Origin of the sequence: Pyxidicoccus caerfyrddinensis, from assembly GCF_010894405.1 — a bacterium.
GTDB lineage: Bacteria > Myxococcota > Myxococcia > Myxococcales > Myxococcaceae > Myxococcus > Myxococcus caerfyrddinensis.
Map to the genome: position 1 here is coordinate 81736 of NZ_JAAIYA010000025.1, position 14055 is coordinate 95790.

Here is a 14055-nt window from a genome sequence, read left to right on the forward strand (position 1 = left end):
AATTGGAATAGCTTCCCTGCTTGCCGCGTCACGCCTGAGCGGCGGGGCGTGCCTCGGAGAAGGCCAGGGGCGGGAGCGCGTCCGGCCGGTCCCACAGGGGAAAGTGGCTGCAGCCCTCCAGCGGAACCACCCGCAGCCGCGGCCCGGCGCGCTGGGCGCTCTCCATCATGGAGTGGGTGTCGAGGACGCGGTCCTTCCCGGGGACGAGCACCGTGCCGCGCTGGACGTACTGGTAGAGCGAGGCGTCGCGCTCATGCATCCAGTCATCAATCCCTTGCAGGTTGGAGACCATGGTGGCGACGCGCCTGGGATTGAAGGGGAAGGCCATGATGAGCTCGCGCTTGCGAGCATTTTCCAGCGGGCCCCACGCGCCGCGGTTGCGCTGGGAGATGGGCTCGCGGCGCCACAGCGGTACGAGGAAGGACAGGAGCCAGAGCTGCACGGCCGTGCTGCTCGTGTAGGGACGGGCCTGGGGAAGGACGGGGGCCTCCAGCACCACCTCCACGTGCTGGAACAACTCCGGCCGCATCCGGGCGGCCTCCAGAACGACGGCACCGCCGCGCGAGTGGCCATGGACGCGGATGCTGTCCGTGCGGGGCAGGTGCTCCAGGGCCTGGATGAGGACGGCGGCGTCGTAGGGGATGGAGCCCTCTGGCTCCGTGGGCACCTTCACCCAGGGGGCGGACCGGAAGCGCGGGCCGGTAATGGGCACGTGGTAATCGCAGCTCGTCAGCAGGATGAGCTGGAGGCGCGAGTCACGGTAGTAGTCCGTGAAGTAGCGCATGTCGGCGACGAAGCCGTGCATGCAGATGACGGTGGCGCGCGGGTCGTCGCTCCGGCGCTCGGCGATGGCCGCCTTGCCCACCCGGTAGACGTCGCCGTCGAAGGGCTCGCTCTTGCACGGGGCGCACTCGCGGTGCAGCAGCCACTGCCTCAGCACGAGCACGAGCGCGACGAAGGCGACGAGGAGTCCAAGGGCCAGGTACATGGTTTCTCCGGGGAGGCTCAGGCGTACTCGCGCATCATGTTGCGCGCGATGACGAGTTGCTGAATCTGACTGGTGCCCTCGTAGAGGCGGAACAGGCGCACGTCGCGGTAGAAGCGCTCGATGCCGTAGTCGGCGATGTAGCCGGCCCCGCCGAAAATCTGCACCGCGCGGTCCGCGACGCGGCCCACCATCTCACTGGCGAACAGCTTGCAGCAGGAGGCCTCGGTGCTGACGTTCTGCCCGTCGTCGCGCCTGCGGGCCGCGTCCAGCACCATGCAGCGGGCGGCATAGGCCTCGGTGCGGCTGTCGGCCAGCATGGCCTGGATGAGCTGGAACTCGGCAATCGGCTTGCCGAACTGCTGCCGCTCCATGGCGTAGCGCAGGCTCTCGCGGATGAGGCGCTCGGCGACGCCGACACAGACGGCGGCGATGTGGAGCCGGCCGCGGTCCAACACCTTCATCGCCGTCTTGAATCCCTGGCCCTCGCGGCCGCCTAGCAGCTGGGAGGCGGGCACGCGGCAGTCCTCGAACAGGACGTCCGCGGTGTGCGTGCCCTTCTGGCCCATCTTCCTGTCGTGCGGGCCGATGTGCAGGCCCGGCGTGCCCGCCTCCACGAGGAAGGCGGAGATGCCGCCCGCGCCCTTGTCCTCGGAGTTGGTGCGCGCCATCACCGTGAAGAGCCCGGCCTCGGGCGCGTTGGTGATGAAGCGCTTGGTGCCGTTGAGCACGTAGACGTCGCCGTCGAGGCGCGCGCTGGTGCTCAGCGCGGAGGCATCCGAGCCGGCGTTGGGCTCGGTGAGCGCGAAGGCGCCGACGATGTCTCCCGAGGCCAGCCGGGGCAGGTACTTCTTCTTCTGCTCCTCGGTGCCGTCCAGGACGATGCCCTGCGAGCCGATGCCGTTGTTGGTGCCGATGAGCGAGCGGAACGCGGGCGACGTCTGCCCGAGCACGAAGGCCACCTGCACCTCCTGGCTCATGTTCAGCCCGATGCCGCCGTACTCCACCGGCGTGGAGAGGCCGAACAGGCCCAGCCCGCGCATCTCCGCCACCAGCTCTGGAGGAATTGCGTCCTCGTCCGCGACGCGGTGCTCGTTGGGCACCAGCCGCTCCTTGACGAAGCGGTCCAGCGTGGAGAGGAGCTGGGCCAGGGTGTCATCATCACAGGCCATGAAGGGTGTACCTCTTCAGCGGCGCAGCATGGCCGCTTCGACGTTGCGAACCAGGTTGACGAGGCGGGGGCCCAAGTCCAGCAGCAGCCGTTGGCGCGGCATCAGGAAGGACGGGCCGCCACAGTTGAAGGCGAGGATGCCGCCGCCGTCCGGGACGATGAAGGGCACGCCCACCGCATTGACGTCGCGGTCCCAGTCTCCGGTGGAGAGGGTGAAGCCGTGCGTCTGGTAGTCCGAGAGGGCCTGCTCGATTCCCTCGCGCATGCGGGGCCACCTGTCGCCCTCGCGCTTTGCCATGTGGTCCATGAAGTAGTTGCGCTCCGGCGCGGGCAGCGCGGCGAGCAGCGCCCGCCCCATGGCCGTGGTGGCCAGCGGCAGCCGTGAGCCGATGTCCAGCCGCAGCGTCACCGCGGCGGTGGAGCGGCAGTGCTCGACATAGACGACGTTGAGCCTGTCGCGGCTGCCCAGCGACACCGGGACGTTGGCGTAGTCCGCCAGCTCCTGCATCAGCGGCCGCGCCACGTCGCGCACGCCCATGTTGGAGAGCGCCGCGAAGCCGAGCGCCAGCACCCGCGTGCCGAGCTGGTACTTCCCCATCCGCTCCGAATACGTGAGGTAGCCCAGCCGCGTCAGCGTGTGCGTCAGTCGGGAGATGGTCGGCTTGGGCAGGCCCGTGCTCGCCGCCAGCTCCTGGTTGCCCAACATCGGCCGCTGCGGCGTGAAGGCCCGCAGGATTTCCAGCCCGCGCGCCAGCGCAGTCACGAACTGCCGGTCCTTGGCCTCCTCCTCGCCGCTGTCGCCGAGCAACTCCAGCGACTCCATGGAGGTGATGCCGGTGTCATTCGTGGGCGCGGAGTGGCCAGGGGAACGAGACATGGCGGTCCTGGAAAGAGTGGGATTGCAAGGACCATAAACAGTCGGTAGATAGGGGTCAAGGTTTTGCGAAACTCAATTTCGCTGTGCGAAATTAGGGAAAACGCGACAGGACCACGGTCGCGAAAGCCCACTGGGAGGGACGCTGACGATGCTGGACGCCAATCAGCCCGGGCTCGTGCTCGGAGTCGTGGGCACGGGCACCATGGGCCGGGGCATTGCGCAGCTCGCGGCGCAGGCGGGAGTCACCGTGCGCCTGTTCGACGCCCGTCCCCAGGCCGCGGAAGAGGCGCGCGCCAATGTCGGGGCGATGCTGGACTCGCTGGCGGCGAAGGGACGCATCTCCGTGGAGGAGGCCCGCGCCGCGACGCTGGGCCTTCATCCCCTTCGCACGGAGGCGGAGCTCGCCGGCTGCCACGTGGTGGTGGAGGCCATCGTCGAGGAGCTCCAGGCGAAGCGCGCTCTCTTCACGCGGCTGGAGGAAATCGTCGGGCCGGACTGCCTGCTGGCCACCAACACCTCGTCGTTGTCGGTGACGGCCATTGCCGCCGCGTGTGAGCGCCCAGGCCGCGTCGGTGGGTTCCACTTCTTCAACCCGGTGCCGCTGATGAAAGTGGTGGAGGTCATCGACGGCGCGCGCACGGAGCCGTGGGTGTCTGCCGCGCTCGTCGCGCTCGCGAAGCGCATGGGCCACCGCCCGGTGCGCGCGGCGGACACTCCGGGCTTCATCGTCAACCACGCGGGCCGGGGCTTCGGCACGGAGGCGCTGCGCATCCTCCAGGAGGGCATCGCCTCCTTCGACGAGGTGGACCGAATCCTCCGCGAGGCCGCGGGCTTCCGCATGGGCCCCTTCGAGCTGCTCGACCTCACCGGGCTGGACGTCTCGCATCCGGTGATGGAGTCCGTCTACGAGCAGTTCTACCAGGAGCCCCGCTTCCGCCCGTCGTACCTCTTGCGGCAGCGTCTGGCCGCGGGACTGCTCGGGCGCAAGTCGGGGCAGGGCTTCTACTCGCACGAGGGCGGCAAGCAGCAGTCCGTGCCGGTCCCGGCCGTTCCCCAGGGAGCGCGCCGCCCGGTGTGGCTTGACGCCGACGAGCCGGCCTGGCGAGACGCGCTGCGGAACGTGGTGACGGCCGCGAGCTGGACGTGGGACGAGGGGCCGCGGCCGAGCCCGGAGTCGCTGTGCCTGGTGGCACCGCTGGGCCGCGATGCCACCACCACGGCGCTGGCGCTGGGCGTGAACCCGGAGCGCACGGTGGCGGTGGACCTGCTCTTCGGCCCGGAGCGCCGCCGCACGGCGATGACGACGCCGGTGACTCGGCCCGCGTTCCTGGAGTCGGCACTGGCGCTGCTCGCGGCGGACGGCACGGCGGTGTCTCGCATCCACGACAGCCCGGGCTTCGTCGCCCAGCGCGTGCTGGCCACCATCGTCAACATCGCCTGTGACATCGCACAGCAGCGCATCGCCAGCCCGGAGGACATCGACGCCGCTGTCACGCTCGGCCTCGGCTACCCGCGAGGCCCGCTGGCCTGGGGTGACGCGCTGGGCCCGGGCCGCGTGCTGAAGGCGCTGGAGGCCCTGCACACCGCCACGGGAGACCCGCGCTACCGCGCCAGTCCGTGGCTCTCCCGCCGGGCGCGCCTCGGCGTGTCGCTGCTCACTCCGGAGGGATGAATCGCATGATCGCCTATCTCTACGACGGACTGCGCACCCCGTTCGGCCGCCACGCCGGCGCGCTGGCCCCGGTGCGTCCCGATGACCTGCTCGCCGGCGTCATCCGGGCGCTGCTGGCCCGTGGTCCCTTCGAGACGCACGAGGTGGAGGACGTCGTCGTCGGCTGCACCAATCAGGCGGGCGAGGACAGCCGCAACGTGGCCCGGCACGCGGCGCTGCTCGCGGGACTGCCGATTGAAGTCGCGGGCCTCACTGTCAACCGGCTGTGCGGCAGCGGCCTGGCCGCGGTGCTCGACGCGGCGCGCGCCGCCACGGCGGGGCAGGGCGAGCTGTTCGTCGCGGGCGGCGTGGAGAGCATGAGCCGCGCGCCCTTCGCCCTGGCCAAGGCCGAGTCCGCCTTCAGCCGCGACGCGCGCCTCTACGACACGACGATGGGCGCGCGCTTCCCCAACCCGCGCCTCGTTGCGGGCTTCGGCGACGACACCATGCCGGAGACGGCGGACAACATCGCGAGCGAGCTGGGCCTCGGCCGCGAGTCGAGCGACCGCTTCGCGCTGGCCTCGCAGCAGAAGTACGCCGCCGCGCTGAAGGCGGGCTTCTTCTCCGGGGAGCTGATGCCCGTGGAGCTTCCGGGCCGCAAGGGCGCCGTCACCACGGTGGTGGTGGACGAGCACCCGCGTCCGGACACCACGCTCGACAAGCTGGCCGCGCTGAAGCCGCTCGCGCCGGACGGCGTCGTCACCGCGGGCAACGCCTCGGGCATCAACGATGGGGCCGCGGCGCTGCTGGTGGGCACGTCAGGCGTGGGTGAGCGGGCCGGGTGCAAGCCGTTGGCGCGCATCGTCTCGGCGGCCGTGGCCGGGGTTCCGCCGCGCACCATGGGGCTGGGGCCGGTGCCCGCCTCGCGCAAGGCGCTGGAGCGGGCCGGGCTGTCGCTCGCGGACCTGGATGTCATCGAAATCAACGAGGCCTTCGCCGTGCAGGTGCTGGGCTGCCTCAAGCTGCTGGAACTGGCCGAGGACGACAGCCGCGTGAATCCGAACGGCGGCGCCATCGCCATCGGTCATCCGCTGGGCGCGTCGGGTGCGCGCCTGGCGCTGACAGCCGCGCGGCAGCTCCAGCTCGGCGGAGGGCGCTACGCGCTCGTCAGCATGTGCATCGGCGTGGGGCAGGGCATCGCCGCCATCCTGGAGAGGGTCTAACACTCATGAGTCAGCGCACGCCGTTCCGGTGGGAAGACCCGTTCCTCCTCGAAGAGGAGCTGAAGGAGGAGGAGCGGCTGCTCCGCGACACCGCGCATACCTACTGCCAGCGGCAGCTCATGCCGCGCGTCCTCGAGGCCAACCGCCACGAGGTGTTCCACCGCGAAATCATGAACGAGCTGGGCAGCCTCGGCCTGCTGGGCTCCACGCTCCCGCACGAGTATGGCGGGGCCGGAGTCTCCTACGTGGCCTATGGCCTGCTCGCGCGCGAGGTGGAGCGCGTGGACTCCGGTTACCGCTCCGCGATGAGCGTGCAGTCCTCGCTGGTGATGTATCCGATTCATGCCTACGGCTCGGAGGACCAGCGCCGGAAGTACCTGCCGGGGCTGGCGAAGGGCGAGCTCGTCGGCTGCTTCGGGTTGACGGAGCCGGACGCGGGCTCGGACCCGGGCGCCATGCGCAGCCGGGCCCGTAGGGCACCGGGGGGCTACCTCCTCTCCGGCACCAAACAGTGGATTACCAACTCGCCCATCGCGGACGTCTTCGTCGTCTGGGCGAAGGACGAGCAGGACGAGATTCGCGGCTTCGTGCTGGAGAAGGGCATGAAGGGGCTCACCGCGCCGAAGATCGAGGGCAAGTTCTCGCTGCGCGCCTCGGTGACGGGCGGCATCGCCATGGACGACGTCTTCGTCCCCGAGGAGAACCTGCTGGCCGGCGTGAAGGGACTGAAGGGCCCGTTCGGCTGCCTCAACAATGCGCGCTATGGCATCTCCTGGGGCGCCATGGGCGCGGCGGAGTTCTGCTGGCACACGGCGCGCGCGTACACGCTGGAGCGGCAGATGTTCGGCCGGCCCCTGGCCGCCACGCAGCTCATCCAGAAGAAGCTGGCGGACATGCAGACGGAAATCACGCTGGGGCTGACGGCGGCGCTCCGGCTGGGGCGGCTGAAGGACGCGGAGAAGGCCGCGCCGGAGGCCATCTCGCTGCTCAAGCGCAACAACTGCGGCAAGGCGCTGGATATCGCGCGCGTCGCCCGCGACATGCTCGGCGGCAACGGAATCTCGGACGAGTACCACGTCATCCGGCACGTGATGAACCTGGAAGCGGTGAACACCTACGAGGGCACGCACGATGTCCACGCGCTCATCCTCGGGCGCGCGCAGACGGGCATCCAGGCCTTCAGCTGACCTGTGGGAGACAGCCATGCACGGCTTCGAAAAGCTGTACATCAACGGTGAGTGGACGCCCTCGCGGGGCAGGGGCCACATCGACGTGCTCAACGCCTCCACCGAGGAGGTGATGGGCCGCATCCCCGAGAGCACCGCCGAGGACGTGGACCTCGCGGTGCGCGCCGCACGCGCCGCCTTCGAGGCGTGGTCCACCCGGCCCGCCGCCGAGCGGGCGCAGGTGCTCCAGCGCATCCACGATGGCCTGACGGCGCGGCAGGACGACCTGGCGAAGACGATTACCGGCGAGGTGGGCATGCCCCTGGGGCTGGCGAAGCCCATCCAGGTGGGCACGCCCATCACCGTGACGGGCAGCTACGTGAAGCTGCTCCAGGAGTTCGCCTTCGAGGAGCAGGTGGGCAACTCGCTGGTGGTGCGCGAGGCGGTGGGCGTGGTGGCCTGCATCACGCCCTGGAACTACCCGCTCCATCAAATCATCGCCAAGGTTGCCCCGGCGCTGGCCGCGGGCTGCACGGTGGTGCTCAAGCCCAGCGAGGTGGCACCCCTCAACGCCTTCCTCCTCGCGGAAGTCATCCACGAGGCGGGAGTCCCGGCCGGCGTCTTCAACCTCGTGTCGGGCACGGGCCCGGTGGTGGGCGAGGCGCTCGTGCGGCATCCCGACGTGGACATGGTGTCCTTCACGGGCTCCACGCGCGCCGGGCGCCGCATCTCCGAGGTGGCTGCCGCCACCATCAAGCGCGTGGCCCTGGAGCTGGGCGGCAAGTCGGCGGCCATCGTCCTCGACGACGCCAACCTCAAGAGCGTGGTGAAGCGGGTGGTGGGCAGCTGCTTCCTCAACTCGGGGCAGACGTGCTCGGCGCACACGCGCCTGCTCGTGCCGCGCGCCATGCACGACGAAGCAGCGCGGCTCGCGGCCGAGGTGGCCGCGAGCTTCACCGTGGGAGACCCCTTCAAGGGCGAGGCGAAGCTGGGCCCGCTCATCTCCGACACGCAGCGCACGCGCGTCCGCGAGTACATCCAGCAGGGCGTCCGTGAGGGGGCCACGCTCGTCGCCGGTGGCGCCGAAGCGCCCGAAGGGCTGTCGAAGGGCTACTACGTGAAGCCCACAGTCTTCGCGGGCGTCACGCCGGAGATGACCATTGCCCAGGAGGAAATCTTCGGGCCCGTGCTCGTCATCATGCCGTACGAGGACGAGGACGATGCCCTGCGCATCGCCAACGGCACCATCTACGGCCTGTCGGGCGCCGTCTGGTCCAACGACGTCGAGCGGGCCAAGCGCGTCGCCCGGCGGATGCGCACCGGACAGGTGGACATCAACGGCGGGCGCTTCAACCCGCTGGCGCCGTTCGGCGGCTACAAGCAGTCCGGGCACGGCCGTGAGTTCGGCCGGTACGGCCTGGAGGAGTTCCTGGAGCACAAGGCCGTGCAGCTCTGAGCCCCACCCGCTGTTCCTCCCTACACTTGGAGCAAGCCACCATGAAGGCTGCTGTGTGTTTCGAGAAGGACAAGCTGACCATCGACGACGTCCGCTTCGACCCGCCACGGGCCCAGGAAGTCCTCGTCCGCATGGTGGCGTGTGGCGTCTGTCACACGGACCTGTCGGTGCTGAACGGCACCGTGAAGATGAAGCTCCCGTGCGTGCTGGGCCACGAGGGCGCGGGCATCGTCGAGGAGGTGGGCGAGGGCGTCACCCACGTGAAGAAGGGCGACAAGGTCGTCCTCTCGTGGGTGGCCCAGTGCGGTGAGTGCTACTACTGCGGCATCCAGCGCCCGAACCTGTGCGTGCTCGGGGAGAAGATCAACGCCAGCAACCGGATGCCGGACGGCAGCACCCGGCTGCACCGGGACGCGCAGGAGCTGAATGTCTTCTCGGCGCTGGGGGCCCTGTCCGAGTACGCCGTCGTCCACGCTCGCGCGGCGGTGCGGCTGCCTGCCGACGCTCCGCTGGACAAGGCGGCGCTGATTGGCTGCGCGGTGGCGACGGGTGTGGGGGCGGTGTTCAACACCGCCGAGATGCCGCCGGGCCAGACGGTGGCGGTGTTCGGCGCCGGCGGCGTGGGGCTGAACATCATCCAGGGCGCGGTGATTGCCGGGGCGGAGCGCATCATCGCGGTGGATGTCCACCCGAAGAAGCTCGAGCTGGCGAAGGTCTTCGGCGCGACGGACGTGGTCGACGCAAGAGCCGGGGACCCGGTCGCCGCCATCCGCGAGCTGACGCACGGCCGCGGAGCGGACTACGCCTACGAGGCCGTCGGCCGCAAGGAGACCATCGAGCAGGCGTACATGTGCACGCGCAAGGCGGGCACCTGTGTCGTCGTCGGCGTGGGCAGCGTGAAGGAGCAGATCAGCCTCAACGTCTTCGTGCTGCCCCTGTTCGAGAAGCGGCTGCTCGGCTCCTGGTTCGGCACGGCGGACGTGCACCGCGACATGCCCCGGCTGCTGGACCTCTACACGCAGGGCAAGCTCAAGCTCGATGAGCTGGTGACGACCACGTACACGCTCGACCAGCTCGACACGGCCTTCACCGACATGAAGAACGGCGTGAATGCCCGCGGCGTCGTCCTCTTCTGAGCGGCGCGCCACGGGCGTCCTGAATCCCGTGGCGTCCGGCTCTCGCTTCAGGGCTTGCCGAGCAGCTCCAGCGCGGCGGTGGTCAGCGTGGTGACGCCGGTGCGCAGCGAGCGCTCGCGGTCCGGCGCATAGAGGGGCGAGTGCGCGGAGGGCAGCGCCTCCCCTGCGGCCTGGGCCTGGGCGAGGCGCTTGGGCTCGGTGATGCCGAGCCAGAGCATGACGGCGGGGACGCCCGCGCGGCCGTACTCGGAGAAGTCCTCGCCACCCATGACGGGCTGCGTTTCGCTCAGATTCTGCGGGCCGAGCACGCGGCCCACCGCGCCCACCAGCCGCTTCGTCAACTCCGGGTCGTTGAAGGTGGCGGGCGTGCCCTCGGTGACGGCGACGTCGGGCGGGCGGGGCGCGTTGGAGGCCATCGCCTCGGCCTTCGCCACGCGCTCGATGCCGGCAATCAGGGCCTTGCGCACCTCGGGCTTGTACGTGCGCAGCGTGAGCTGGAGCTTCACGTCATCCGGGATGATGTTGTGCTTGGTGCCGCCGTGGATGGAGCCCACCGTCAGCACCGCGGGCTCCAGCGGGTGCTTCTCGCGGCTGATGAGCGTCTGCAGCGAGAGGATGGTGCGCGCCGCCATCACCACCGGGTCCACCGTGGTGTGCGGGTACGCACCGTGCCCGCCCTTGCCGTAGAGCGTGATGTCGATGGAGTCCACGCTGGCCATCGAGTAGCCCGGGGTGAACTGCACCGTCCCCGACGCGGCGGTGCCCACGGTGTGCATGGCGACGGCGAAGTCCGGCTTGGGGAAGCGCTTGAAGAGGCCGTCCGCGAGCATTGCCCGAGCGCCCGCGCCCACCTCCTCGGCGGGCTGGCCCACCAGCATCACCGTGCCGCGCCACTTGTCCTTCGACTTCGCCAGCAGCGTGGCCGTTCCCAGCCACGACGTCATGTGCACGTCGTGTCCGCACGCGTGCATCACCGACACCGTGCTGCCCGACGCGTCCTTCACCTTCACCTGGCTGGCGTAGGGCAGCCCCGTCTTCTCCTCCACCGGCAGCCCGTCCAGGTCCGTGCGCAGCATCACGGTGGGGCCCTTGCCGTTGCGGAGCAGCGCGACGATGCCGTGGCCGCCCACCTTCGGCGTCACCTCGTAGCCCAGCTTGCGCAGGCGCTCCGCGAGCTTCGCCGCCGTCTTCTCCTCCTGGAGCGACAGCTCGGGCGACTGGTGCAAGTCACGGTAGAGCGCATCCAGGTCGGGATAGATGGCGTCGATGCCGCCGAGGACGGGGGAGGGCGGCTCCGCCGCGAGGGCACCACCGCCGGGCACGGCGGCGCAGGCGAAGAGGGCGGCAAGCAGGGGGAGCGATTTCACCGGGCGGTCTCCTGTCCGAGGGGCTGTAGGGCAGGCAATAGAGCACACCTTTCCGCGGAGCGTTGAGGCGGGCCACCCGGGGCCGCCGCTCTACGAGTGGCGCAAGGGACGCATCGCGGGAGGCCCCCGTCCGAAGCCCACCGAGAAGAGCGCGTCTCGGGTGCCGGTGCGCGTCCGCGAGCGTCCCGCCGGAGTCGAGATGACTCGAGTGCTGCGGGCCTGGGCCCCTGCAGGAGCGCGCCCCCTCCCCGGAGGAGCGGGGAGGGGGCGCGCACGGGGCAGGGCCGAAGCCGGACTGAGGGCGCCGGCCTGCCTGCAGAGCCGGGTCAGAGTGAGAGGAATCGCTGCCACGGCTGCGAGGCGTTGTGGGTCGCGTCGCGCAGCCGCGGGCGAACGCTGCGGGACCAGCCGTAGCGCTCGGTGAAGCCGTTCGGAGCCGGGTCGAAGGTGATGAAGGGAACCGCGCCTGCCGCCGATGACCGAACCGAGCCGCCCCAGCTGGAGCCAGTCGTACCTTTCACACAGTACAAGTCGCTTCGCCCGTCCGCGTCGGCGTCCATGATGAAGAGTCTGTCGCCGGCTTTGCACGCATCGGAGGGAATGCCCGGGCTCTCGCCGACATAGATGTGAGAGTCGATATTGGTGAACGGGAACCCACTCGCGGCCGCGAAATCAACCTGGAGATCTCCGTTGCTTCGAGTCACACAGAGGAGGTCGGTGCGACGGTCACCATTGAAGTCGCCGAGGTAGAGCTTCGCGCCGACATGTGTGCAGTACACCGTGTCCAGATACTCGTTCGAGTACGTGACGAAGTCGAACGTTCCATCTGCCGCTGCGTAGTCGATCCAGATCCGGCTCGGATCCTTGCAGAGCAGGTCGGTGCGCCCATCACCGTTGAAATCACCGGTGTAGAGCTGGGAGTTCGCGTGCGTGCAGAAACCTACGTCGCTTCGGAGCCAACCGCCGGAGTACGTCCCGTCCGTCTGGCCGAACAGCACCTGGAAGCCCAGCACCGAAGGACGCCGGCACGCGATGTCGGAGCGATCGTCGTTGTTGAAGTCCCCGACGTAGACCTCGCTGTCCGGGGAAGCGCAGTGCGTACTCGCGACGGTGCCGCTCGCGACGACTCGCCGATTCGTGTTTCGCGCGAAGCGCACCACACCGGCAGCAGGGTCGGCGCAGATGGCGTCGAGATCGCCGTCGCCGTCGGGGTCCGCCCAGTACAGCTGGGCCGCGCTCGGGCACCACGTGCTCGAGAACGAGATGTCACTCGTCGTCGTGCCCCACGTCGCCATGATGTTCAGGATTTGCGTGCGGACCTGCACGACGTTGCCGAAGATGTCACCCACGCCGCTGTTGACACCCCATATCGCTCCGCCTGAGCTCGGGGTGCCGAGCCGCGCAGGTCCGCCCGAGTCGCCCCTGCAGAGCGCCCCCGTGCTGCCGAACGCACCCTGGAAGAAGCGCATCGTCCCGCTACCGACACCGGTGTTCCAGTCGGTGCAGCCCTTGCCCCAGAGCGTCACGGTCGCGCCCGTCGCCGGCATCGCGGTCGCGAGCGTCGGGAACGTGCTGATGAAGGTCGACGGGACCGAGGTCGCCAGTCGCGCCAGCACGACGTCCGGAGCTCCGAGGAGCGTATCCGAGCTGAAGTCGAAGATGCGGTCGACGACGAAGACGGCGCCGCCCATCGTGCCCCAGTTGACGCCGTCGGTCGAAGTCCTGACGACGAACCCGTTGTCACGGTTCAACGGGTCGTTGACGGCTTCTTGATGATTCCAACAGTGCGCAGCGGTGAGAACCCAGTTGGGTCCGATGAGAGTGCCAGTGCAGCCGCCCAGAAAATCCACCAACTCAGGCCGGTGGCCCGCCGTCCCTCCAATCAGCGGTTCGCTCGCGCTCCCGACGGATTCGTCGCCGTCGACCGCGTCGTCAGCGAACTCGGCCTCCGGGCCCGCGCCGAGCATGCAGCCCGAGGTCAATGCGGCTGCGAGCGCGAGGCCATGCGTCCACGACAGTCGTGGCCGTGAGTATGTTTGTCCCTCGTAACTTCCGTGCTTGAACATGAGGTCTCCTGAAAAGGCCACTTCGTGCACCGGGATCGAAGCGCGAGTGGATCAGTTGCAGGTCTTGCCGCAGACGCTGGAGACCGCGTTCTTGCAGGTGCTGTCCCAGGCGTTGTTGCAGCAGTACGGGTCGGCCGCGCAGATGCGCGACACGCAGCTCGGTGAGAGCGTCGGGGCGTCGCAGTTGGAGGTCAGCGGGCCGCCGGTCGTGCACAGCGTATGCGAGCAGCTGTTCTTCACGCACGCCATGCTGTTGCCCACCGAGAAGACCTTGTTCACGCAGATGGCGTCCCACGAGTTGTTGCAGCAGAACGCGTCGGCGGCGCAGACCGCCGACACGGCGCTGCCGCAGAGCGGATGCAGCTTCGTGCCCGTGGTGCACTTGTCGTGCGCGCCGCAGATCTCACTGAGGGGCGACGCGTCGACCTGGACGTGGCACGTGCCATTGGCGTAGCCGCCGGAGCGATTGATGCGCACGCGGACACGGCAATCCCTGGCGTCGGGCGAGGCCCAGTCGATGGCAGCGCAGCTGCCATTCCCGACGTTCCACACGTTGAAGAAGTTCCGCACGTAGTCCCCCCCACAGGCCGCGCCCATGAGGATCTCGTACTCCCCGGGGAAGAGGTCGCCACCATGGTTGTGGGTGCCGTAGAAGACCGTGAGGGCTTGCTCCGTCGTGGTCACCTCTTCTGGAACGTCGGTCCCCCGGTCAGACTCCGCCAGGTCCGGAGTCGTGGCGTCGTCGACGCCGCCGCACCCCATGGCGAGCGCAATGGTCAGGGCGAGCATGCTTCCAAGGCCGGAACGATAGCTGCGTGTCTTCATGTGTTCTCCTCGTGGGTGGACGGCCCCCGCTCAGGGCGGCCGTCAAGTCGATCCGCGGTGGATCTCCCTCGGGAAGAGCAACCCTCGTGCCGTGGTTGTGAGGGCGCGAGCCGCGGTCCATGGGCCGCTCCG

At 69.4% G+C, this 14055-nt stretch carries 11 protein-coding genes; 5 read left to right on the plus strand and 6 right to left on the minus strand.

Annotated features, from left to right (window positions below; translation table 11 throughout):
- Window positions 1-28: 28 nt before the first annotated feature.
- Genes G4D86_RS41225 through G4D86_RS41235 form a run of 3 tightly spaced genes read right to left on the minus strand, consistent with a single transcriptional unit; the run spans window position 29 to window position 3033 of the window.
- Entirely contained in the window at window positions 29-988 is a 960-nt protein-coding gene (locus G4D86_RS41225; protein ID WP_163999862.1) for an alpha/beta fold hydrolase, read from the minus strand.
- A 17-nt stretch (window positions 989-1005) separates the two neighbouring features.
- On the minus strand, window positions 1006-2157 hold the full coding sequence (locus G4D86_RS41230) for an acyl-CoA dehydrogenase family protein (RefSeq protein ID WP_163999864.1): 1152 nt from the start codon (window positions 2155-2157) through the stop codon (window positions 1006-1008).
- Between the two features lie 15 nt (window positions 2158-2172).
- A complete protein-coding gene (locus G4D86_RS41235; protein ID WP_240360774.1) occupies window positions 2173-3033 on the minus strand; it encodes an IclR family transcriptional regulator in 861 nt (286 codons plus the stop codon).
- 148 nt (window positions 3034-3181) lie between these two features.
- Here G4D86_RS41235 and G4D86_RS41240 point away from each other — a divergent pair, with 148 nt between their 5' ends.
- Genes G4D86_RS41240 through G4D86_RS41260 form a run of 5 tightly spaced genes read left to right on the plus strand, consistent with a single transcriptional unit; the run spans window position 3182 to window position 9665 of the window.
- Window positions 3182-4705, plus strand: coding sequence for a 3-hydroxyacyl-CoA dehydrogenase (locus G4D86_RS41240; protein WP_163999866.1), 1524 nt, complete (start codon window positions 3182-3184; stop codon window positions 4703-4705).
- Complete coding sequence (locus G4D86_RS41245; protein WP_205520224.1) at window positions 4702-5907, plus strand: 3-oxoadipyl-CoA thiolase; 1206 nt, start codon at window positions 4702-4704, stop codon at window positions 5905-5907. Before G4D86_RS41240 ends, G4D86_RS41245 begins: the two co-directional genes overlap by 4 nt.
- A gap of 5 nt (window positions 5908-5912) precedes the next feature.
- Window positions 5913-7094, plus strand: coding sequence for an acyl-CoA dehydrogenase (locus G4D86_RS41250; RefSeq protein WP_163999867.1), 1182 nt, complete (start codon window positions 5913-5915; stop codon window positions 7092-7094).
- 16 nt (window positions 7095-7110) lie between these two features.
- The gene (locus G4D86_RS41255; protein ID WP_163999869.1) at window positions 7111-8529 is read left to right on the plus strand and encodes an aldehyde dehydrogenase family protein; all 1419 of its coding nucleotides are present in this window, start codon (window positions 7111-7113) and stop codon (window positions 8527-8529) included.
- Between the two features lie 41 nt (window positions 8530-8570).
- Window positions 8571-9665, plus strand: coding sequence for a Zn-dependent alcohol dehydrogenase (locus tag G4D86_RS41260; RefSeq protein WP_163999872.1), 1095 nt, complete (start codon window positions 8571-8573; stop codon window positions 9663-9665).
- Window positions 9666-9712: 47 nt separating this feature from the next.
- On the opposite strand, the gene G4D86_RS41265 is transcribed toward G4D86_RS41260, so the two are convergent.
- The 3 genes from G4D86_RS41265 to G4D86_RS41275 form a co-directional block, all read right to left on the minus strand.
- The gene (locus G4D86_RS41265; RefSeq protein ID WP_163999874.1) at window positions 9713-11032 is read right to left on the minus strand and encodes an amidohydrolase; all 1320 of its coding nucleotides are present in this window, start codon (window positions 11030-11032) and stop codon (window positions 9713-9715) included.
- 326 nt (window positions 11033-11358) lie between these two features.
- Window positions 11359-13098, minus strand: a complete 1740-nt coding sequence (locus G4D86_RS41270; RefSeq protein ID WP_163999876.1) for an FG-GAP-like repeat-containing protein — start codon at window positions 13096-13098, stop codon at window positions 11359-11361.
- A gap of 51 nt (window positions 13099-13149) precedes the next feature.
- Complete coding sequence (locus G4D86_RS41275; RefSeq protein ID WP_163999878.1) at window positions 13150-13923, minus strand: hypothetical protein; 774 nt, start codon at window positions 13921-13923, stop codon at window positions 13150-13152.
- Window positions 13924-14055 lie beyond the last annotated feature (132 nt).